Source organism: Streptomyces daqingensis (genome assembly GCF_014645895.1).
GTDB classification, from domain to species: Bacteria; Actinomycetota; Actinomycetes; order Streptomycetales; family Streptomycetaceae; genus Streptomyces; species Streptomyces daqingensis.
The window spans coordinates 132,277-153,060 of record NZ_BMMP01000008.1 but is presented as its reverse complement, the minus strand read 5'-3'; the positions used below and the strand labels follow the sequence as shown (position 1 = coordinate 153,060).

22 protein-coding genes are annotated in these 20,784 nt (G+C 71.6%); 11 read left to right on the top strand and 11 right to left on the bottom strand.

From position 1 onward, the window contains the following. Positions 1 to 20: 20 nt before the first annotated feature. From IEY56_RS13800 to IEY56_RS13780, 5 genes are all read right to left on the bottom strand, one after another. Complete coding sequence (locus IEY56_RS13800) at positions 21 to 443, bottom strand: ATP-binding protein (RefSeq protein WP_045862715.1); 423 nt, start codon at positions 441 to 443, stop codon at positions 21 to 23. A gap of 255 nt (positions 444 to 698) precedes the next feature. After that, a complete protein-coding gene (locus tag IEY56_RS13795; RefSeq protein WP_189037458.1) occupies positions 699 to 1,184 on the bottom strand; it encodes a GNAT family N-acetyltransferase in 486 nt (161 codons plus the stop codon). Positions 1,185 to 1,193: 9 nt separating this feature from the next. Further along, positions 1,194 to 2,177, bottom strand: a complete 984-nt coding sequence (locus IEY56_RS13790) for a 1-aminocyclopropane-1-carboxylate deaminase/D-cysteine desulfhydrase (protein WP_373292080.1) — start codon at positions 2,175 to 2,177, stop codon at positions 1,194 to 1,196. A gap of 37 nt (positions 2,178 to 2,214) precedes the next feature. Further along, positions 2,215 to 2,808 (bottom strand): N-acetylmuramoyl-L-alanine amidase, encoded by a 594-nt coding sequence (locus IEY56_RS13785; protein ID WP_189037457.1) that lies wholly within the window; start codon positions 2,806 to 2,808, stop codon positions 2,215 to 2,217. A 73-nt stretch (positions 2,809 to 2,881) separates the two neighbouring features. Continuing rightward, positions 2,882 to 4,453, bottom strand: a complete 1,572-nt coding sequence (locus tag IEY56_RS13780) for an NsdA family TPR-like regulatory protein (RefSeq protein WP_189037456.1) — start codon at positions 4,451 to 4,453, stop codon at positions 2,882 to 2,884. A 229-nt stretch (positions 4,454 to 4,682) separates the two neighbouring features. Here IEY56_RS13780 and IEY56_RS13775 point away from each other — a divergent pair, with 229 nt between their 5' ends. Then, positions 4,683 to 6,080, top strand: coding sequence for an NsdA family TPR-like regulatory protein (locus IEY56_RS13775; RefSeq protein ID WP_189037455.1), 1,398 nt, complete (start codon positions 4,683 to 4,685; stop codon positions 6,078 to 6,080). Between the two features lie 88 nt (positions 6,081 to 6,168). Continuing rightward, positions 6,169 to 6,699, top strand: coding sequence for an NUDIX hydrolase (locus tag IEY56_RS13770; protein ID WP_045862710.1), 531 nt, complete (start codon positions 6,169 to 6,171; stop codon positions 6,697 to 6,699). Between the two features lie 91 nt (positions 6,700 to 6,790). On the opposite strand, the gene IEY56_RS13765 is transcribed toward IEY56_RS13770, so the two are convergent. Both IEY56_RS13765 and IEY56_RS13760 read right to left on the bottom strand, forming a co-directional pair. Then, positions 6,791 to 7,027 (bottom strand): hypothetical protein, encoded by a 237-nt coding sequence (locus IEY56_RS13765; protein WP_045862709.1) that lies wholly within the window; start codon positions 7,025 to 7,027, stop codon positions 6,791 to 6,793. A 177-nt stretch (positions 7,028 to 7,204) separates the two neighbouring features. Next, the gene (locus IEY56_RS13760; protein WP_189037454.1) at positions 7,205 to 8,113 is read right to left on the bottom strand and encodes a LysR family transcriptional regulator; all 909 of its coding nucleotides are present in this window, start codon (positions 8,111 to 8,113) and stop codon (positions 7,205 to 7,207) included. A gap of 68 nt (positions 8,114 to 8,181) precedes the next feature. On the opposite strand from IEY56_RS13760, the gene IEY56_RS13755 reads away from it, so the two are divergent. The 3 genes from IEY56_RS13755 (at position 8,182) to IEY56_RS13745 (ending at position 11,783) form a co-directional block, all read left to right on the top strand. After that, entirely contained in the window at positions 8,182 to 9,120 is a 939-nt protein-coding gene (locus tag IEY56_RS13755) for an EamA family transporter (protein WP_229711870.1), read from the top strand. Positions 9,121 to 9,129: 9 nt separating this feature from the next. Beyond that, positions 9,130 to 10,287: a methyltransferase gene (locus IEY56_RS13750; RefSeq protein ID WP_229711869.1), complete on the top strand. Its 1,158-nt coding sequence runs from the start codon at positions 9,130 to 9,132 to the stop codon at positions 10,285 to 10,287. 161 nt (positions 10,288 to 10,448) lie between these two features. Then, entirely contained in the window at positions 10,449 to 11,783 is a 1,335-nt protein-coding gene (locus IEY56_RS13745; protein ID WP_189037453.1) for an MFS transporter, read from the top strand. A gap of 155 nt (positions 11,784 to 11,938) precedes the next feature. Here IEY56_RS13745 and sodN read toward each other — a convergent pair whose 3' ends face one another. After that, positions 11,939 to 12,334: a superoxide dismutase, Ni gene (sodN, locus tag IEY56_RS13740; protein WP_045862705.1), complete on the bottom strand. Its 396-nt coding sequence runs from the start codon at positions 12,332 to 12,334 to the stop codon at positions 11,939 to 11,941. A gap of 163 nt (positions 12,335 to 12,497) precedes the next feature. Here sodN and sodX point away from each other — a divergent pair, with 163 nt between their 5' ends. After that, positions 12,498 to 12,980 carry a nickel-type superoxide dismutase maturation protease gene (gene sodX / locus IEY56_RS13735; protein WP_189037452.1) on the top strand — a complete coding sequence of 161 codons (483 nt, stop codon included), beginning with the start codon at positions 12,498 to 12,500 and terminating at the stop codon, positions 12,978 to 12,980. Here sodX and IEY56_RS13730 read toward each other — a convergent pair. Then, entirely contained in the window at positions 12,866 to 13,513 is a 648-nt protein-coding gene (locus IEY56_RS13730; protein ID WP_189037451.1) for a CGNR zinc finger domain-containing protein, read from the bottom strand. The genes sodX and IEY56_RS13730 overlap by 115 nt on opposite strands. Before the next feature lie 91 nt (positions 13,514 to 13,604). Between IEY56_RS13730 and IEY56_RS13725 the strand changes: the two genes are divergently transcribed. Then, positions 13,605 to 14,387 carry a class I SAM-dependent methyltransferase gene (locus IEY56_RS13725; RefSeq protein ID WP_189037583.1) on the top strand — a complete coding sequence of 261 codons (783 nt, stop codon included), beginning with the start codon at positions 13,605 to 13,607 and terminating at the stop codon, positions 14,385 to 14,387. 122 nt (positions 14,388 to 14,509) lie between these two features. Here IEY56_RS13725 and IEY56_RS13720 read toward each other — a convergent pair whose 3' ends face one another. Then, entirely contained in the window at positions 14,510 to 15,706 is a 1,197-nt protein-coding gene (locus tag IEY56_RS13720) for an NAD(P)-dependent malic enzyme (RefSeq protein ID WP_189037450.1), read from the bottom strand. 610 nt (positions 15,707 to 16,316) lie between these two features. Here IEY56_RS13720 and IEY56_RS13715 point away from each other — a divergent pair. From IEY56_RS13715 to IEY56_RS13700, 4 genes are all read left to right on the top strand, one after another. Next, positions 16,317 to 17,273 (top strand): ABC transporter substrate-binding protein, encoded by a 957-nt coding sequence (locus tag IEY56_RS13715; protein WP_189037449.1) that lies wholly within the window; start codon positions 16,317 to 16,319, stop codon positions 17,271 to 17,273. Positions 17,274 to 17,325: 52 nt separating this feature from the next. Then, positions 17,326 to 18,291, top strand: coding sequence for an amino acid ABC transporter permease (locus IEY56_RS13710; protein WP_189037448.1), 966 nt, complete (start codon positions 17,326 to 17,328; stop codon positions 18,289 to 18,291). Between the two features lie 38 nt (positions 18,292 to 18,329). Continuing rightward, a complete protein-coding gene (locus tag IEY56_RS13705; protein ID WP_189037582.1) occupies positions 18,330 to 19,082 on the top strand; it encodes an amino acid ABC transporter ATP-binding protein in 753 nt (250 codons plus the stop codon). A 150-nt stretch (positions 19,083 to 19,232) separates the two neighbouring features. Then, positions 19,233 to 20,195: a zinc-binding dehydrogenase gene (locus IEY56_RS13700; protein WP_189037447.1), complete on the top strand. Its 963-nt coding sequence runs from the start codon at positions 19,233 to 19,235 to the stop codon at positions 20,193 to 20,195. On the opposite strand, the gene IEY56_RS13695 is transcribed toward IEY56_RS13700, so the two are convergent. Beyond that, complete coding sequence (locus IEY56_RS13695) at positions 20,185 to 20,760, bottom strand: DUF6624 domain-containing protein (RefSeq protein WP_308424139.1); 576 nt, start codon at positions 20,758 to 20,760, stop codon at positions 20,185 to 20,187. The two genes, IEY56_RS13700 and IEY56_RS13695, sit on opposite strands and share 11 nt — an antisense overlap. Positions 20,761 to 20,784: the final 24 nt, after the last annotated feature.

Below are 20,784 nucleotides of genomic sequence, written 5' to 3'. Positions count from 1 at the left end.
CTCCCGTGCCTCGTGCGCGGTCACGGCGCTCCGGGGCCGGCACCGCGCTTCTTGTGCAGGCTGATGCTGACCGTACGGTCGTCGGAGACAGCCGAATCCACCTCGCCGGCCAGGGCTGAGAGCACAGTCCAGGCGAAGGTGTCGCGTTCAGGGGCCCGGCCGTCGGTCGTGGGCGCCGACACGGTGACCCGGAGGGAGTCGCCCACGAGCCGGAAGACACAGCTGAGAACGGAGCCCGGCACCGCTTGCTGGAGGAGGATCGCGCACGCCTCGTCCACGGCGATCCGCAGATCCTCGATCTCGTCGAGGGTGAAGTCCAAGCGGGCTGCGAGTCCGGCAGTGGCCGTACGCAGCACCGACAGATAGGCACCCGCCGCGGGCAACCGGACCTCGACGAAGTCCTGTCCGTCCTGCCCCACGGGCTCACCTGCGATCTGGGACACCCTCACCTCCAAGGTGGCACAAGCCGGTTCGGCTCGTTCGCTGTTGCGCGTGCGCGGTCCGCCGCGCAGCCGTGGATCTCTTCCACGGAGAACCAACGGCCTGACTCTGTCGATGGTTCGCCTGCGACGCTATCGCGATCCGCGACCAGATGTCGCCCGCACGGATCTACGGCGCCCCAGCCCACGAGCGTCACCCATAGTAAACATATGGGCACTGTCTGTGGCTAGGGGTCGGAGGTCGTGAATCCGAAGTGGTTACGCTGCGTTGACACCCGCCAGTGCGTGCAGCGGCTCTCCGGACATGCGGAAGACCGTCCAGTCCTCCATCGGTTCGGCCCCGAGAGATCTGTAAAAACCGATAGAGGGGTCGTTCCAGTCCAATACCCACCACTCGAAGCGTTCATAACCCCGTTCGACACAGATTCCGGCAAGGGCTGAAAGCAGTTCCCTGCCGTGTCCCGCACCGCGAGCGGAGGGGCGTACGTAGAGGTCTTCCAGATACACACCGTGAGTGCCCGTCCAAGTAGAGAAATTGCGGAACCACAGAGCGAAACCGACGGTGTCACTCTCCGTGTCCGTCTCGGCGATCAGTGCGAAGACGGCGGGGTGTTCGCAGAAGAGGGCGTCGTGCAGCTGTTCCTCGGTGGCTCGCGCATGCTCCAGCGCCCTTTCGTACTCGGCCAGTTCGCGGATCATCGCGTGGATGGCCGGCACGTCGGCGGGGACGGCGGATCTGATCATGCGGCAAGGCTAACCCCGCGCTGTGACGACGGCCGCGACGGTCGTGCCGCGGGCGAACGCCCCCTCCTCGGCGAGGGTCGTGAGGCCGAAGAGCAGCTTGGCGACGTAGACCGTCTCCAGGGGCGGCAGGCCGTGCCGCCCGGCGAAGTCGGCGGCGAAGCCGGTCAGCTCGGGAGCGGTGCGGGCGTAGCCGCCGAAGTGGAAGCGCCCGTCCAGGCGCCAGTCGCCCCTCGGACCGCCGAACGCCGATCGTTGCAGGTCACGTATCTCATCGGTGAGGAAGCCGCCGCGCAGCACGGGGACGCCCAGCGCGCTCTGGCCGGGCGACAGTCCGGCCGCGAGGCCCGCCAGGGTGCCGCCGGTGCCGCAGGCGACGGCCGCGACGTCGGCGCGGCCGCGCAGCTCGCGGCCCAGTTCCGTACAGCCCTGTACGGCAAGGGGGTTGCTGCCGCCCTCGGGGATGACGAGGGCGCCCTCCCCGCCGGGGAGTCCCAGGTCGTCGCGGAGCCGGGCGAGGAACTCGGGCTCGCCGCGGTGCCGGTAGGCGGAACGGGAGACGAAGTGCAGGCGCATGCCGTCGGCGGCGCACCCGGCGAGGGAGCTGTTGAGCGGGCGGTGCGCCAGTTCGTCGCCCCGCACGACGCCCACTGTCGCGAGCCCGAGCATGCGTCCCGCGGCGGCGGTGGCGCGCAGGTGGTTGGAGTAGGCGCCGCCGAACGTGAGGAGCGTGCCGGCTCCGGAATCGAGCGCGTCACGCAGATTAGGGGCGAGTTTTCGCCATTTGTTGCCCGGAAGGGCGGGGTGGATCAGATCGTCGCGCTTGAGAAGCAGACGCACGCCGCGCCGCGCGAAGCGTGCGTCGTCGAGCTCCTGTACGGGCGAGGGCAGCACGGGTGCGGGGCGGAGAGCGGCGAGCAGCGCGTCCCCGCCCCCGTCGGAGGGGGCCGGGACGCGCTGCGGCGGGGGCTGTGGGGCGGGCGCGCTGCTGTTCACGGCTCCATTGTCGCGCTGCCGGCCCCGCGGGGTTCCGCTACTTCAGCCGCTCCGCGACGCGCTCGCGCATCTCGTCCATCGTGAAGCCGCGCGGGTCGACCTTCTGGTCCGTCCACTCCAGGTGGCCGATCACCGAGCGCTCGTTCCAGCCGTGGTGCTTGCACAGCGCGGCGGCGGCGCGTGCGATGGCGTCGAGCTGCTTCTCCGGCCAGGGGTCGTCGCCGTCGCCGAGGTTCTCGCACTCGAAGCCGTAGAAGTAGCGGTTGCCGTCGGTGTTGGCCTGGTTGGGGTTCGGCAGGTCCTTCTTCTCGGCGATCACCGCGCGCAGCACGTCGTCGTCGCCGAGGCCCGCGTGGTTGGCGCGGCCGTGCCCGACGAGGTGGACGGTGCCGTCCTTGGTGACGACCCCGTGCGCCAGCGGGCCGGGAAGGTCCGACCGGCCGTCGTAGACCAGGTCGACCGTCGCCTCCGCTCCGCTGGTCACCGTGTGGTGGATCATGACCCCGTGCACGGGGCCCCAGGGACCCTTGTGGTTGCGGTTGTGGTTGCGCCAGTCGCGCACCTCCTCGTACTCGACGCCCGCCTTCTTCAGGGCTTCGAGGAGGGTGCTCGCTGTGATGGGTGTGGCCATCTCGCCCCGTACCTTCCCGTGCGCTCTCGTGGTGTTCGAGGGGTATGCCCCGCTCGTCCGGCACTTACTCCGCTCACAGCGTGCCGAGCGGCATCCCGGCCCGCGTCAGCAGGCCCTGCACGCAGGGCTCTTGCGTGTACGGACGGAGCAGCCGCGGCATGCGGTCGCGGGCGCGGCGGGCGCGTCCGGACCTGATGAGGGCGGAGTCCTCCAGGAAGAGTTCCCAGGCGGCACAGGCCTCCTCCAACCGGCCCTGCGCAAGCAGCAGTTCGGCCAGCTCGGCCTCGCTGAGGGCGCGGGAGCGGCACTCGCCCTCGGGGCGGAAGCGGAGCGAGGCCCGCAGCTCGCGCACGGCGCCCTCGCGGTCGCCGAGTGCCGCCCGCACCTGGCCGGCCTGGTAGTGGAGGGCCGCGTCCTGGTACGAGCCGACGGGCTCGCCGTCGGGGCTCTCGGGGCCCGTGGTCAAGTCCGCGGGCGAGCGCGCCAGTTCGTGCTCGGCACTGCGCAACGCGGCCAGGGCGCGGTGGCGCCGGCCCTGGCCGGCCTGTGCGACGGCGAGTCCCGCGTAGAGGAAGGCACGTGCCGACGGAGCCGTACCCGCGGGCGCCGACTCGCAGGCGGCCTCGGCCAGTTCGAGGCTCTGGCGCCGGTGACCGAGCTGGTGCGCCTGGGAGCTGAGCGCCCGGCGGGCCAGCGCCACGCCCTCGGGGTCGCCGCCCTCCTCCGCCAGTTCGGCGGCGGTGAGGAACGCCCGCTGGGCGAGTCCGTGCCGGTACTCGTCCGCGTAGACGCGGGCCAGCAGGTAGCTCAACCGGGCGGCCCCGGCCACGAGTTGCGGATGGTGGGGCCCTTCTCCGCCGGTACGCAGCCTGCGGACGAGCGCGGCGAGGGAGGCGGCGAGCGTCGTGCGGATGTGGCCGCCGCCGTGCCGGTCGGCCTGCTGCGAGAAGAAGCGGACGTGCTCGCGCACCGACGCCACCTCGTCCGGCGCCGTACGACGGGCGGGACGTCCGCCCCGGGAGGAGGGGGAGTGATCCCGGGGCGGACGCGGACGGAGGGGCTCGGGCGTCTCCGTGGGCACGTCGCCGATGCCCCCGTGCTCCTCGCCCTCTCCCGCGGAGGGCGAATTCGCGGGAGACGCCGGCGGGTTGCTGCCGGACGGACGGCTGTGCGCGAGGCCCTGCTGCTTCAGGAGCGTGAGCTGGTAGGGGGCGGCGGGCGGGGAGTCCGCTCGCGGCGGGCCCACCACCGCCGCGGTGAGCGCGGCCAGTTGGTCGGCGGGACGAGCGGGGCGTGCCGCCGGGACGTACGTCCGGCCGGTGGGCTCCGCGCGGCTCTCCGCGCTCCGGCGGCCCCTGCCGCCGCTGCGTCCGTCTCCCATGCCGAGCTGCGCGACCGGGACCGGCCGGCCCAGGCGCCGGGACAGAGCTTCCGCGATGAAGCCCTGTACCTGCGGCGAGGGCCGGCTGCCCCGCAGCCAGCGCGCCACGGAGGTGCGGTCGTACCTGAGCCGGACGCCCGCTTCGGCGCCCAGCCGCCCGATGGCGCGGGCGAACGCCTCCTGCGTCCATTCGGTTTCGGCGAGCAGGCCGCGCAACTCGCCGTTCGGCGTGGGATCGCGCCTGCGGCGCGCGTCAGGCTGCATGGCCGGCCGCCCCGCTGACCTCGAAGTGGAACCGGATCGGGTCGTTCATGGTGCTGCTCCTCACTGTCGCTCTCCGTACACGGGGCCGTGTGCGGACTGCTTACAGCGAACCGCAGCTTCCGCTTGTCCGGGAGATGTGTCGCGTGCACGCACAGGTGGCTCTTTCACACCCCGTGTGAAACAGCGTCCGTTACTCTGCGAAACAAGGGTTGGACGACCGGAGGGCGTGATGGAGCCCAACAGTCAACTGCACGTACTGCTTGACCAGTCCGGAATCTCCCGGGCCGGTCTGGCCATGAGGGTGAACCGTCTCGGCGCGGAGAGCGGTATGACTCTGCGTTACGACCACACTTCCGTCGCACGATGGCTGAAGGGCCAACGTCCGCGCGGCAGTGTTCCGGAGATGGTCTGCCGGATACTCGGGTCACGGCTCGGGCGCACGCTCACTCTCGGCGACATCGGCATGGGCGGCCCGCACGGCCGCGGACCGGCGGCATCGGTGCAGGATGCCGGCGGCGGCAGCCACGCCGGGGAGGCCGGGGACGAGAGCGGAGACGGCGCCTCGCTGGGCCGGTTCGTCGAGCGTGCCGCCGTGTCCTGGCGCGCCGACCAGATGCACGCGGACGCACCGGGGCCGGGCCTGCTGCGCGGGGCCGCCGCGGTGGCCCCGGTCTGGGAGTGGGAGAACCCGCCGGACGATCTCGACGTGTCGCACCAAGGCCCGCACGAGGTCTCCGAGTTGGACGTGGAGGTGCTGCACGCCGCGCGGGGGCACTACGAGCACCTGTACCGGAACGCGGGCGGCGTCGCGACACGGCCGCGCGTCGTCGGATTCCTGACCGGCGAGGTCGCACCGCTGCTGCGCGGCAGCTACGACGACCGGACGGGACGTGAACTGTGCCGCGCGGCAGGGTCGTTGGCGGCCATGAGCGGCATCTGCGCGTACGACGCGGACGAGCAGGGCCTCGCCCAGCGCTACTTCCACCAGGCGCTGCGGCTCGGGAAGGCCTCCGGGGACAGGCACTTCGGCGGCTACGTCGTGGCGCTGCTCGTCAACCAGGCCCTGTTCCTCGGGGACGACAGGCGCGCGATCGCCTGCGCGGAGGCCGTGTTACGGACGCCGGGGCCGCACTGCACGCCCGCCCTGGCGACCGACCTGTACGCGATGCAGGCGAGGGCTTACGCCCGCATCGGCGACCGGCAGGGCGCGTACGAACGTATGCGGAGCGCCGAGAGCTGCTCCACGCGCATCCGTCCCGAGGAGGAGCCGGAGGAGACCGGCTACGTCGAGGAGGGCCTGGTGCAGGTGCGTCTGGCGGAGGCGCTGCTCGTACTCGGCGAGCTGGACAGCGCGCGCCGGTATGCCGAGGAGGCGGCGAGGGCACCCGCTCACGTGCGCGGCCGGGTGAACCGGCTGGCCACGCTCACCGACGTGGAGCTGCGCAGCGGTGCGGCGGAGAGCGCCGCGGAGACGGCGGTGCGGATGGTCGACAACGCGCAGGGCATCGAGTCGCAGCGGCTGCGGCAACGTATGCGGCGGGTGAGGGAGCACCTGCTCCGGCATCCCGGTACGCCTGTCGACCGGGCGGCCAGGCTGATCGAGGAGACGCTGCGAGTGCCTCTCTGAGGGGAGGGAAGCGGGGCGGCGACTCTGTCAGAGGTACGCCGCAGCGTGCTGGGATGTGCCCAACCTCCGTCAGGAAGGGGGCACATACGTGCAATGGAAGAACCTGGGTGAACACACTGTGTATGAGAACCAGTGGTTACGGGTCAACCTCGCGGACGTGCTACTCCCGGACGGCCGTCATCTGGATCACTACCTGATCCGGCTGCGGCCGGTGGCGATGGCCACAGCCGTCAACGAGCGCAACGAGGTGCTGATGCTCTGGCGGCACCGTTTCATCACCGACAGCTGGGGATGGGAGCTGGCTGCCGGAGTCGTGGAGGACGGCGAGGACCTCGCCGAGGCCGCGGCCCGCGAGATGCTCGAGGAGACGGGCTGGCGGCCTGGGACGCTGCGGCATCTGATGACGGTCGAACCCTCGAACGGGCTGACCGACGCACGGCACCACATCTACTGGTCGGACGGTGCCGACTACGTCGGTCATCCCGAGGACGACTTCGAGTCGGACAAGCGGGAGTGGGTTCCGCTGAAGGAGACGCCCGAGCTGATCGCCAAGGGTGAGGTGCCCGCCGCGAACACGGCGGCGGCGCTGCTGATGCTGTACCGGCTGCGGTTCGGATAGCCGCTCGCACGCCCCGGTCCCCGGCTCGCAGCGCGCGAACCGGGGACCGGAGGTGCCGGACGGGCCGGCGGGCGGAGGGGAGGCGCGCCCTTCAGGGGTTGCGCAGGAAGCCGTCGCCGTGCTGTGCGATGTGCTGTTCGAGCGCGGACAGGGCCTGCTGCACCTCTGCGGGCGAGCCGCTGCCGCGCTGCTGCGCGTAGTAGGCGGAGCCGAGGCGGCGCAGCAGGTCGTTTCCGGCGCGCTGTGCCTGGACCTCCTCCATCTTCTCCTTGCCCTGCGCCAGCCCGCGCTGCGCCTGCTCCTTGGCCCTGTCGAGGAAACCCGCCATCGTTCTGCCTTCCGTCGGCTGCGTGTGCTTCTGTCTGTACCGGTGCGCCTGTGGCCGCGTCAGCCCGTGCGGTCGCGTGGCTGTGCGCTGTCGCGCCGCGCTTCGAACGGCGTGCGGCCGTGCGCGGGAAGAAGCCCAAAAGCACCTTCTGTCCCGGCCCTTCAACGTATGCCGTGATCAGGCGGTTCCCCGCTCATCCTCCGCCAGCACGTCGAGGGCGAGTTCCACCAGCCGGGGGACGGCCGGGTGGCCGGGCCGCCCGGAACCCCTGGGCGTATCCCGCCACATGAGCATCAGCGGCACCTCGGCGGCTCCGTCGAGCGGCTTGTAGACGACACCGGGGTGCGGGTGCATCTCTGCCGTGGCGAGGGTGGAGACGCCCACCGCGCTGCCCGCGGCGATGGCGCCCAGCCAGTCGTCGGTGTTGGCCACCTTGACCGTCTCGCTCGCCTCCGGCCGGATCTCCTCCGGCCACAGGTCCAGCGTCGTCAGACCGGAGACGGTGTTCAGGGCGATCGTGTGCGAAGCGAGGTCCTCAAGGGTCAACGGGGGGCTTTTTTCAGCCAGTTCGCTCCCGGCGGGTACGGCGGCCACGCGGGGTTCGTTGCGGAGCCACTCGCCCAGCAGGCCCTGCGCGTCCGCCGGGATCATCGGCGCCCGGACCGCGGCGATGTCGACCTTCCCGCTCAGCAGGCCGGCCGTACGGTCGTCGACGCGCAGCAGTTCGAGCGGAGTGTCCGGGTAGCGCTCCTTCCACCGGCGCAGCAGGGGCGTCGTGTGCCTGCCCAGCGCGGACCAGGCGTGTCCGAGCCGCAGCGGCCACGGACGCAGCCGTGCCGGATCGAGCGCCTCGTCGACGACGGCCACAGCCGTCGCGGCCTTCTCCCTGAACCTGCGGCCGTCCTCGGTCAGTTCCAGATGGTGCGTCGAGCGGTCGACGAGGCGGACGCCGAGGTGGGTCTCGAGCTGACGCAGGGTCCGGGAGAGCGCGGGCTGGCTCATCCGCAGGACGGCCGCCGCGGACGTCACGCTGCCGGCCTCCGCGATGGCGAGGAACGCGCGCAGATGGCGCAGGTCGGCGGTCATGCCCAGGGAGCATAGCCGCAGGAGAACCCGCATTTCACAGCCTGGCGCGCCTGTTCTAGCGTGGCGGCATGACCTCTGCTGACCGTGCCGCGGTCCTCTCCCGCGGCCCCTCGTCCGGGCCGGGCGGCGGACGGCTCGGCGCGGTCGGCATGGTCGTCGGCAGCGCGCTGTCGCTGCAGCTCGGCTCGGCCGTCGCCGTCACCCTGTTCCCGCGAGCGGGTTCGCTGGGGGTCGTCGCACTCCGGCTGATGTTCTCGGCGCTGCTGCTGCTCGTCGTGTGCAGGCCGCGGCTGCGCGGTCACTCCCGCGCGGACTGGACGGCCGTCGCCGGTCTGGGCATCGCGCTCGGCGCGATGAACACGCTCTTCTACCAGGCCATCGACCGCATCCCGCTGGGTGCCGCGGTGACTCTGGAACTGCTGGGCCCGCTCGTGCTGTCCGTCGCCGGGTCGCGGCGGCTGCTGAGCCTGCTGTGGGCGGTACTGGCGTTCGCCGGGGTCTACCTGCTGGGCAGCAGCGGCTTCGGGCGCGTCGACTTCGCCGGGGTGGCGTACGCCCTCGCGGCCGGTGCCATGTGGGTCGCCTACATCGTCTTCAACTCCCGTACGGGCGCCCGCTTTCCGAAGGCGGACGGCCTCGCCCTGGCCATGGGCATCGCCGCGGTGCTCAGCGCGCCGCTGGGTGTGGCAGACGCCCGCGGCGCACTGCTGGACCCGGTGACGCTCGGACTGGGCGCCGCCGTCGCGGTGCTCTCCTCGGGCGTGCCGTACACGCTGGAGCTGTTCGCCCTCCGCCGGCTCCCCGCCGCGACCTTCGCCCTCCTGATGAGCCTCATGCCCGTCGCGGCGGCGACAGCGGGCTTCGTGGTGCTCGGTCAGAGCCTGGAGCCGCTGGAGGTGGTGGCGATCGTGCTGGTCATCGCCGCCAGCATGGGGGCGGTCCGGACGCCTCCCGCCCGGGTGCCGGGCGAGACCGGCCGGGGCGAGGGGAGCACGCGCACGCCATAGGCTGCACCGGTGAACGAGCGGCAGACGGTCGGCTGGACCGAGGACGACGAGGAACGTTCGGCGCTGTGGCGCTCCGAGAACGGCATGAAGCCGCCCCGGAGCGTCCGGCCCGCGGACGACCGCATGACCGCCGACGCCGCCTACAGGCTGGCGTGCGAGGGCACCGCCCTGCTGTGGCGCGGCGACTTCCACGGGGCGCGCCAGCTGCTGTCCGCGATGCGCCGGCGAGTCGACCGCAAACAGCCGAAGGCGGGAGCGGGTCCCCGCGAGGACTTCCATCTGCAGCGGCACGCCCAGGCCCGGCGCGCGAGGGTGCTGGGCATGCTGCTCGTACCGCTCGACGCCGGCGCCGGGGGCGGGACCCACACGGTGCCGCTGCGCCGTGCCCCCGACGTGGCGGAGGCCTGCGCCGAGGCGTACGGGCCTCCTGCCGCGGGTGAGCGGTCCCTCGTGCCGCTTCGCGAGCTGCTCGGAGTGATCGGTGCGCACGAATGGCGGCGGCGGGGGGTGCCGGTCCCCGCGCTGGACGGGGAGCGCGTGCGCCCCGCGTACGGGGTGTTCTCGCCGGTGCGCGGCGAATACGTCGACCTCGTCGCACGGACGCGACTGCCCCCGGGCGGAACGGCGTTCGACATCGGAACGGGGACGGGGGTGCTCAGCGCCGTACTCGCCCGGCGCGGCCTGACGCACGTCGTCGCGACCGACCAGGACCCGCGCGCGCTGGACTGCGCCCGCGAGAACCTCCGCCTGCTGGGCGCCGGGGAAGCGGTGACCGTCGTGGAGGCGGACCTCTTCCCGCCGGGGGAGGAGAAGGCCACCCTGATCGTCTGCAATCCGCCGTGGCTGCCTGCGAAACCCACCTCGCCGCTGGAGCACGCCGTCTACGACCCCGGGAGCCGCATGCTGCGGGGGTTCCTCGCCGGGCTGGCGGAGCGGCTGGCACCGGAAGGGGAGGGCTGGCTGATCCTTTCCGACCTGGCCGAACACCTGCAACTGCGCAGCCGGGAGGAGCTGTTGGGCTGGATCGAGGACGCCGGCCTGACGGTCGCGGGCCGCGAGGACACCCGCCCGCACCACCCGCGTTCCGCCGACCCGGCCGACCCCCTGCACGCGGCCCGCTCGGCGGAGGTCACCTCGCTGTGGCGGCTGCGAGCCGCCGCTGCGTGAACCCCCGCTGCGTGAACCACTGCCGCGTGCACACCCGCCGCGTGAACCCCTGCCGCGCACGCCCGCGGAGTGAGCGGGGCGCACGAAGCGTGGGGCCGCGTGCAGCCGGGTAGCCTCCGCCGTCGTTGCCGCGATCGTCAGCCGTACCGGAGGACCGCCGCATGCCGCGACCGGAGGTGAACGCCGGAGCCCGCCGGCCCGCACGGCTGCGGCGGGCGAGAGCCGCGGTTTCGGCGGTCTTCTTCGTGCACGGTGCGGTGTTCGCCTCCTGGGCGGCCCGCGTTCCCGCCGTCAAGGACGAACTCCACCTGTCCGCAGGGGTGTTGGGACTGGTGCTGGCCGGACCCGGGCTGGGCGCCCTTGCGGGCAGCCAGCTGGGCGGCGCGATGGTGGACAGGTTCGGCGGACGTGCCGTGAGCGCGTCGGCTCCCGTGGTGCTGTGCGCCCCGCTCGGCCTGGTCCCGGCGGCGGACTCGGCGTGGCCGCTGCTGTGCCTGCTCGCGGTGCTCGGGGCCGCCGACGGCTGTACCTCCGTCGCGATGAACGCCCAGGCGGTCGTCGTACAGGAACGGTACGGGCGGACCGTCCTCAACTCGATGCACGCGATCCGGAGCATCGGCGCGGTCGCGGGCGGGCTGGCCGGAGCCGCGACGGCCCTGCTCGGGCTGACGCTCGCCGCCCAGTTCGCCCTGACGGCCGTGGCGCTGGCCGTCGTCTCCGCCGTGGCGGCGGGGGGCCTGCTGCCCGAGCCGGAGGCGGACCGCCGGCCGGGCGGGGAGCAGGCCGCCGCGCAGGAGCGGGCCGCGGACGAGGCGGTCGCGGAGGAGGCGGCTGAATCCTCCGCCGGGCGCGCGGAAGCCCGGGCGGGCGCGCCGGCCGGGCAGGGCGCCCAGGGGCGGAGGACGGTGCTGTTGCTCGCCGTCATGGTCTTCCTCGCCGCCCTGGTCTCGGACGCCCCGGCCTCGTGGAGCGGCGTGTACCTGCGGCACGTGGGGGCGGACGCGGCCACCGCGGCGGCCGGATACGCGGCCTTCTCGGCCGGGGAGGTCTGCACGCGCCTCTTCAACGACCGCCTCGTCAACCGGTTCGGCTGGGTCCGGCTCATCAGGTTCGGCACCCTCGGCTGCGCGACCGTGCTGGCCGCCGCGCTGCTGGCCGGTCACCCGGTCGCGGCCATGGCGGCGTTCGTGGCGGCGGGTGCGGGAGTCAGCGCGGTCTTCCCCGGAGCCTTCACCGCGGCGGGCGCACTGCCGCGCCCCGGACCGGCGATGGGCCACCTCGGCTTCGCGGGGAACGTGGGCTGGCTGGCGGTCTCACCGCTCGTCGGCGGGCTCGCGACGCTCGTCGGACTGCCCGCCGCGCTGGGGGTGCTGGTGCTGGCCGCGCTGGCGATCGCCGCCCTGGCGCCGGTGACCCGGCCGAGGGCGACGGGAGGCGCCGGCACCCCGCTGCCGGCCGCGCGCGAGGAGAAGCGGGAGGGCAAGGAGACGCGGTGAGGGTGCGGAGCCGTGGTGAGGATGCGGGCCGTGGCGTCAGGGTCCGGAGACGACAGCACCCGGTCCGTGGTGGCGGCCGTCTACGACGGTGCTCGGACCGGGTGCTGTCTGAGGACGGGCGGTCGTGGACCGCCGGTCCGCCGGGCTCGGCGGAGTCAGCCCTTCTTGGTCTCCCAGAAGATCTTGTCGATCTGGGCGATGTAGTCGAGGGCCTTCTGACCCGTCGCGGGGTCGGTGGAGCCCTTCGCCGTGGAGAGCGCCTTCAGCGTCTCGTTGACCAGCTGGTGCAGCTCCGGGTACTTCTCGAAGTGCGGGGGCTTGAAGTAGTCGCTCCACAGCACCGAGACGTGGTGCTTGGCCAGTTCCGCCCGCTCCTCCTTGATCACAACGCAGCGGGTGCGGTAGGCCGGGTCGTCGTTGGACTGGTACTTCTCCTGGATGGCCTTGACCGACTCCGCCTCGATGCGGGCCTGGGCCGGGTCGTAGACACCGCAGGGCAGGTCGCAGTGGGCGCTGACCTGCACCGTGGGGGCGAACAGACGGGAAAGCATAGAGCCGTCCTTCCTCGTGATCGTCTTCTCACCTGTGAGATTACTCCGTAGGGGAGGCCCTTTCGCGTGTGCCCCCGTGGGCTTAGGACAAAAGTCCAGTGTTGGCTGGAGTGAACTGCCGGGATACGACCGGGACACTGCCGGGACGAGGTGAGGCGCGCACATGCCGGAGCGGGCGATCGAGACGGGCGGGGGCGGGATGCGGGGCAACGGTGGTCCCGGCGGGGGTCCGCTGAAGCGGATCGGGCTGGCCGAGGTCTACAACCCGTCCATGACGCCCACGCTCCGGCCGGGCGACCGCCTGGTGATCAAGTACGGCTCCGGTGTGCGGCCCGGCGCGGTGGTGGTGCTCCGGCATCCCTTCCAGCACGACCTGCTCATCGTCAAGCGCGCCGTGGAGCGCAGGCCGGGCGGCTGGTGGGTGGTGGGCGACAATCCGCACGTCCGCAACGACAGCCGCGAGTTCGGCGCGGTGCCGGACGATCTCGTGGTGGCCCGCGCGTGGGTGCGCCTGCGTCCGCGGGGAGGGGGTCAGCGGTCGTTCCGGGACGCCGTGCGCTGGGTGCTCTCCGCCGTACGTCCGCTGGTGGCGCTGCGCGCGCGGTCCGGTTCCTCTCCGCTCTCCAGGCGTTTGCGGGCCCGGTAGGCGGCCACGTTGGCCCGGGTCGCGCAGCGGTCGGAGCAGTAGCGGCGGGAGCGGTTGGTCGAGGTGTCGAGGTAGGCCTGGCTGCACGGGGACGCCTGGCAGATGCCGAGCCGGTCGACGCCGAGGTCCGTGAGGTGGAAGGCCAGCCCCATGCAGGCGGTGGCGGCGTAGCCGGCCGCCGTCGTGACGGGATGCTCGGCCAGGTGCATGTGCCAGCGCGGGCGGCCTTCCTGGTCGAGGTCGCCGTGCCCGCTGATCTGGGGGCTGGTGGGGAACTCCATCAGGAGCGAGTTGAGCAGGTCGACAGCCCGTGTCTCGTCGCCCTCGGAAGCGGCGCTGAAGACGGCGCGCAGCCTGGTCCGCACGCCCCGGAGCCGGCCCACGTCGGCCTCTGTCGCACGGCGGGCCATCTGCACGTTCCTGCCGCACAGCTCCTTCACGGACTCGACGGACGTGAGCGTGTCCTCGCCGCGTTCCGGCTGCTCGGTGTTGACCAGGCGCACCGCCATGTCGGAGTAATGGGTCAATTCCACTTGTGATCCTTACGGCTGCTGGTCTAACGTCGGGTACCGGTAATAGCTGTATTCGCTTAGAGGGTATTACGCCGAGGAGGGGCTCGTGGCGATGCACCAGGAGACGGCCGACGGTCACGCCAACTGGCAGGCATGGCAGGACAGCTGGGACCGCCAGCAGGAGTGGTACCTCCCCGACCGCGAGGAGCGCTTCCGCGTCATGCTCGACATGGTCGAGGCGCTCGCGGGACCGGAGCCCAGAGTGCTCGACCTCGCCTGCGGCACGGGCAGTATCTCGGACAGGCTGCTGCGGAGGTTCCCCGAGTCCCGCAGTACGGGCGTCGACCTCGACCCCGCGCTGCTCACCGTGGCCCGGGGGCACTTCGCCGGCGAGAGCCGCGTCGAGTTCGTCACCGCCGACCTCACCGACGCGGACTGGGTGCGCGCGCTCCCGCACACGTCGTACGACGCGGTGCTGACGGCGACGGCGCTGCACTGGCTGCGCACGCCCCAACTGACCGCCCTCTACGGGCAGATCGCGGGCCTGCTCCGTGCGGGCGGTGTCTTCGTGCACGCCGACCACATGCCGGATCCGTCGACGCCCCGCATCAACGAGGCGGCCTACGCCTTCGGCAAGCGGCGCCGGGAGCGGGAGAAGGCCGCGGGGGCGAGCGACTGGGCCGCATGGTGGGGGGAGATGGCAGGGGAGCCGGCGCTCGCCGGCGTCGTCGAGGAGCGGTACCGCATCTTCGGCGACCCCGCGAAAGGCGACCACGCCGACGGCGAGGTCCAGTCGGCCGCGTGGCACGCGCAGGCGCTGCTCTCGGCGGGGTTCGCCGAGGCGGGGCAGGTCTGGTGCTCCCCCGAGGACGCGATGGTGCTGGGCCTGAGGTGACACTCCGCGCCCCGCGTGCGGGAAGCGGGTCCGCTCTTCCGCGGTGGGCGCACAAGTGAGGGCGGTACGGGCCCCATCGGCCCGTACCGCCCTCGACCTGTCTGTCCGGCCGCGCGTTCACGTCAGCGGCGGGCGATGCCCTCCGCCCGTGCCGCCGCGGCGACGGCCGCCGTCACCGCGGGGGCGACGCGCTCGTCGAACGGCGAGGGGATGACGCACTCGGGGCTCAACTCGTCGGAGACGACGGCCGCGAGGGCCTCCGCCGCCGCGAGCTTCATGCCCTCGGTGATGTCCGTCGCCCGCACCTGCAGGGCGCCGGCGAACACGCCGGGGAAGGCCAGCACGTTGTTGATCTGGTTCGGGTAGTCGCTGCGTCCGGTCGCCACGACGGCGGCGTACTTGCGGGCGACGTCCGGGTGGATCTCCGGATTCGGGTTGGCCATGGCGAAGACGAAGGAGTCCTCGGCGAGGGTGGCCACCGCGGACTCCGGGACCGTGCCGCCGCTGACGCCGATGAAGACGTCCGCGCCGTCCATCGCCGACTCCAGTGACCCGGTGCGCCCCGCCTTGTTGGTGAACCCGGTCAACTCCCGCTTGACCGAGGTCAGATCGTCCCGGTCCGCCGAGACGATGCCCTTGCGGTCCGTCACCACGATGTCGCTGACGCCCGCCTCCACGAGGATCTTGGCGATGGCGATCCCGGCCGCGCCAGCACCGGAGATGACCGTGCGCAGGTCTCCCAGCGAACGCCCCTTCAGGAGCGCCGCGTTGCGCAGCGCCGCGAGGGTGACGATCGCGGTGCCGTGCTGGTCGTCGTGGAAGACCGGGACGTCCAGGCGCTCCTTGAGCTTGGCCTCGATCTCGAAGCAGCGGGGTGCCGCGATGTCCTCCAGGTTGACGCCGCCGAAGGAGGGCGCGAGCCGGACGACGGTCTCCACGATCTCGTCGGTGTCGCGGCAGTCGAGCGCGACGGGGAAGGCGTCCACGCCGCCGAACTGCTTGAAGAGGATGGACTTGCCCTCCATCACCGGGAGGGACGCCTCGGCGCCGATGTCGCCCAGACCCAGCACCGCGCTGCCGTCCGTGACGACCGCGACGACCTGCGACTTCCAGGTGTAGTCGTCCACCAGCTCCGGCTGGCGTGCGATGGCGCTGCAGACCTTGGCGACGCCCGGCGTGTAGGCGAGGGACAACTCTTCCGCGTCGCGCACCGGAACGGTCGCCTGCACCGCCATCTTTCCGCCGCGGTGCAGGGCGAAGGCGGGATCGAACCCGTCCTCGTCCAGGCCGTCCTTCGAATTGACGATCTCCGCTGCCACTTTGTCGAACCCCTTTGTCGAATCTTTGTGAGGGTGGCCGCTCCCTGGTTGAGGAACGGGCGGGAAACCACGTCCGCTGCCCGGCCGGCGGTTGGCCGCCGTCCAGGCGCAGGACCCGGGCCGGCTGGGCCCGGGTGTGTCCCCGGTGGGCTGTGGAGGCCCGGTGGGGAGAGGCGAACGCCGGGCGCGCCGCACACGCGCCCCGGTCCCCGGGTGAGGGGTGTAATCGACCTTTCTACCGGACAAGGCCCTTGCGATACGACCCGCTTCCCGTACGGCAGTAACCAGTAATCGGACATTAGCTGACAGAACAGTCGGAAGGTCGCCGTGCGTCAGGAAGTGGTGCCACCGAGGCAGTCCGTGTGTCAACGGACTGTGACTCGGTGGCGGTGTGACGCAGGTCTCCCGCCGACTGATTGCGACACCTTGTACGCGATGCGTGAGCGACCTGTATTCGGATTGCGGGCTCCGTTATCCGATTTTGACTCGCCAGTCGTCGGTAACCGCCTGAACGGATGGCAGGATTTCCCCATCCCAGCCGCCACCCACGCGGTCGTGACACGCGCAGGTGTGCCCGACCGGCCGCCGCTCACAGCAGGAGGACCCCGCCATGACCGCACGCACTACCCGACGCCAGGTCACCGCCACGGCACGGCGTGCACGGACGGCTGTTCCCGTGGCCCTCGCGGTGACCGGCGCGCTCCTGCTGGCCGGGTGCGGGGACCAGACGGACGGCGCGTCGGAGAGCTCGAAGGTCGAGGGCAGCAAGGCGCCCCTGTTCGACAAGCTGCCGAAGAAGGTCCAGGACAAGGGCGTCATCAAGGTCGGTACGGACGCCGCCTACAAGCCGATGGAGTACAAGATCGGCAATGAGATAGTCGGCCTCGACCCCGACCTCGCCGACGCCATGAGCAAAGAGCTCGGCGTGCGCTTCGAGTTCACCAACGGCACCTTCGACAGCCTGATCACCTCGCTGCAGACCGGCCGCTTCGACATGATCATGTCCTCGATGACGGACACGAAGGACCGCCAGGAGGGCCTGGACGACCAGGGCAAGAAGGTCGGCAAGGGCGTCGACTTCGTCGACTACCTCACGGCCGGCTCCTCGATCCTCGTCAAGAAGGGCAACCCCGAGAAAATCGAGTCCGTCGAGCAGCTCTGCGGCAAGAAGGTCGCGACCCAGCGCGGCACGACCTCGCACGAGATCCTCAAGAAGCAGACGGACAAGTGCAAGAAGGACCGGAAGCGGCCGATCACCGTCGAGCCCTTCGACAACGACGACGAGGCCCGGGTGCGGCTGAAGGCCGGCGGCGTCGTCGCGGACATCTCCGACTTCCCCGTCGCCGCCAACGCCGCCAAGGAAGGCCGCGACTTCGAGGTCGTCGGCGAGCAGATGGAGTCCGCTCCCTACGGCATGGCCGTCTCCAAGGGCAACGACAAGCTGAGCGGCGCGCTCAAGGAGGCGCTCAGCGCGATCATCGAGAACGGCGCGTACGAGAAGGCGCTCAAGAAGTGGGGCGTCGAGGACGGCGGTGTCGACGCGGCGAAGATCAACAGTGGTTCCTGAGGCCGACGAGGCCCCTGGACCGACGTTGAACGCACGCTGAAAGGCAACACCCATGACCGCACCCCTCGACAAGGCGCAGGACGGCGCGCCACCCAAGGCCGTCACACGCCCGGAGGCGATCAAGGCGATACCCGTGCGGCACTACGGCCGCTACGTGTCCGCCGCCGTCGTCCTCGTCCTGCTGGGCCTCGTCGTCAAGGCGTTCGCCGAGGCGGACCTCACGTGGGGCTCCGTCGGCAAGTTCTTCTTCAACGACCAGATCATGGAGGGCGTCAAGAACACCCTCGTGGTCAGCGTGCTGTCGATGCTGATGGGCCTCGTGCTCGGCGTCGTGCTCGCGGTCATGCGGATGTCGAAGAACCCGGTGACCTCGTCCGTGGCCTGGGGCTACATCTGGTTCTTCCGGGGCACGCCCGTCTACGTGCAGCTGCTGCTCTGGTTCAACCTGGCGCTGCTCTTCCCGTACCTGAACCTCGGTCCGATCTACAAGGACGAGATGACGGACGTCATGACGCCCTTCATGGCGGCCCTGCTCGGGCTGGGCCTCAACGAGGCCGCGTACATGGCGGAGATCTGCCGCGCCGGCATCCAGTCCGTCGACGAGGGGCAGACCGAGGCGTCGCAGGCCCTCGGCATGACCAGCGGCCAGAACATGCGCCGCATCGTGCTGCCGCAGGCCATGCGCGTCATCGTGCCGCCCACCGGCAACGAGTTCATCAACCTGCTGAAGACGTCGGCGCTCTGCGCCGTCGTGCAGTACGAGGAAGTGCTGCGCAAGTCGCAGAACATCGGGAACAACTCCGGCGCGGTCGTGGAGATGCTGTTCGTGGCGACCCTCTGGTTCCTGGTCATCACCACGATCTTCAGCATCGGGCAGTACTACCTGGAGCGCCACTACGCGCGCGGCTCGTCGCGCCAGCTGCCCGCGACGCCGTGGCAGCGGGCGCGGCAGCTGGTCTTCACCTTCAGCCGCGGTACGGGATCGGGCTCCGGTTCGGGAGCGGGAGGCGCCGCATGAGCGAGAACGGCAGCACGGGGAAGTCCACGGCGGCCCCGATGGTGAAGGCCGAGGCGGTGCACAAGTCCTTCGGCCCGGTGCAGGTGCTGAAGGGCATCGACCTGGAGGTCGCGCCGCGCGAGGTCTTCTGCATCGTCGGGCCCTCGGGCTCGGGCAAGTCGACCTTCCTGCGGTGCATCAACCACCTGGAGAAGATCAACGCGGGCCGCCTCTACGTCGACGGCACCCTCGTCGGCTACCGCGAGCACGGCAACAAGCTCTACGAACTGCGGGACCGCGAAGTCGCCGCGCAGCGGCGCGACATCGGGATGGTCTTCCAGCGCTTCAACCTCTTCCCGCACATGACCGCGGTGGAGAACGTCATGGAGGCGCCGGTACTGGTCAAGCGCGAGAGCAAGGCGAAGGCGCAGGAACGCGCCCGCGCCCTGCTCGCACGCGTCGGGCTGTCCGACAAGGCCGACAGCTACCCCTCGCAGCTCTCCGGAGGCCAGCAGCAGCGCGTCGCCATCGCCCGCGCGCTGGCGATGGAGCCGAAGCTGATGCTCTTCGACGAGCCGACCTCCGCGCTCGACCCGGAGCTCGTCGGCGAGGTGCTGGACGTGATGCGCGACCTCGCAGAGGACGGCATGACGATGATCGTCGTCACGCACGAGATGGGCTTCGCCCGCGAGGTGGGAGACTCCCTCGTATTCATGGACGACGGTGTGGTGGTCGAGTACGGCAACCCCCGCGACGTCCTGACGAACCCGCAGCACGAGCGGACGAAGTCCTTCCTGTCGAAGGTCCTCTGAGTAGCCGGACCACGGCAAGCGACACGGGCACGGCGAGCGGTCCCAGGGCGGAAGCCCGGCCGCTCGCCGTGCCCGCGTCGCCGTGAGATCTGTCGCTATGCCGTGGCGGGCCCTGGCTGGCCGTCGCCGTCCGGGAGTAGCGTCTGGATCATGTTTGCTGCTTACGCCGCGCGTATCGACAAGGACCAGCCGCTCGAAGGCCTGGAGCTGGGCGAGCGACCCGAACCGGACGTCCCCGCCGGCTGGACGACGGTCGACGTCAAGGCGGCCTCGCTCAACCACCACGATCTCTGGTCGCTGCGGGGGGTGGGCCTCAGCGAGGACCTGCTGCCCATGACCCTCGGCTGCGACGCCGCGGGCGTCGACGCCGACGGCAACGAGGTCGTGCTGCACTCCGTCATCGGCGCCACCGGCCACGGTGTCGGCCCGGGCGAGCGCAGGACACTCCTCACCGAGAAGTACCAGGGCACCTTCGCCGAGCGGGTCGCCGTCCCGCAGTGGAACGTGCTGCCCAAGCCGGCCGAGCTCTCCTTCGAGGAGGCCGCCTGCCTGCCGACCGCCTGGCTGACCGCGTACCGCATGCTCTTCACGAACGCGGGCGTACGGCCGGGCGACAGCGTCCTGGTGCAGGGAGCGGGCGGCGGCGTCGCGACCGCCGCCATCGTGCTCGGAGCCGCGGCCGGGCTGCGCATGTTCGCCACCAGCCGCCACGAGGACAAGCGCAAGCGCGCCGTCGAACTCGGCGCGGAGGCGGCGGTGGAGAGCGGCGCACGCCTGCCCCAGCGGGTCGACGCCGTGCTGGAGACCGTGGGCGCGGCGACGTGGTCGCACTCCCTGAAGTCCCTCAAGCCGGGCGGCACGGTCGTGATCTCCGGGGCCACCAGCGGCCCCAACCCGCCCGCGGCGGAGCTCAACCGGGTCTTCTTCCTGGAGCTGAAGATCGTCGGCTCCACGATGGGAAGCAAGGAGGAGCTGGCGTCGCTGCTGAGCTTCTGCGCGGCCAAGGGCGTACGTCCGGTCATCGACTCGACGCTGCCGCTGGACCGGGCGCGGGAGGGCTTCGCCAAGATGGCGGAGGGCGACCTGTTCGGCAAGGTCGTGCTCACCGTCTGACCGGGCCTCGTCCGGCCCCTCGTTCAGGTCGTTCCGCCCGCCCGCCGGTCGCCCGCATGCTGCCGGCGGCGGGCGGTGCGTGCCGCGCGGTGTGCACCGCGAACGGCTCGATGCCCACCTCCGCGCGCCGCTCGTCCATCCGTGCGGGGTCCACGCACGGCCACGGGATCGGTTCGCCGTCGCGCACGCCCGCGATCTGGGTGCCGTACAGCTGCTCGCGGCCCTCGTTGACGTACGTGCGGTCGCGGAGGAAGGCGACCTGTGCGGGGTCGGCCCCGCCGGTCTCCGCCGCCTGCTCCATCAGGGCCAGCGCGCGCCGCTGGACGTCGAGTTGACGGTCGGCGTGCTGGGCGATCAGCCAGGCGGCACGGGACGCCTCCGCGCCGACGAGGGCCGGCGTCGGCCAGCCGTGCTCGTCCATGATCTCCGCGAGGCGGTCGCCGTGCCGCGCGGTGAGCCGCCGCCAGGCCAGCTGCCTGGCGAAGTCGTCGCTGAGGCCGTCCGCGGACGTGAGGTGGTCCTCCTCGGCCATGCGCGTCAGTTCGGCGGCGAGTCCGGAGTTCATCAGGCTTCCCCTTCTCCGTGCGGG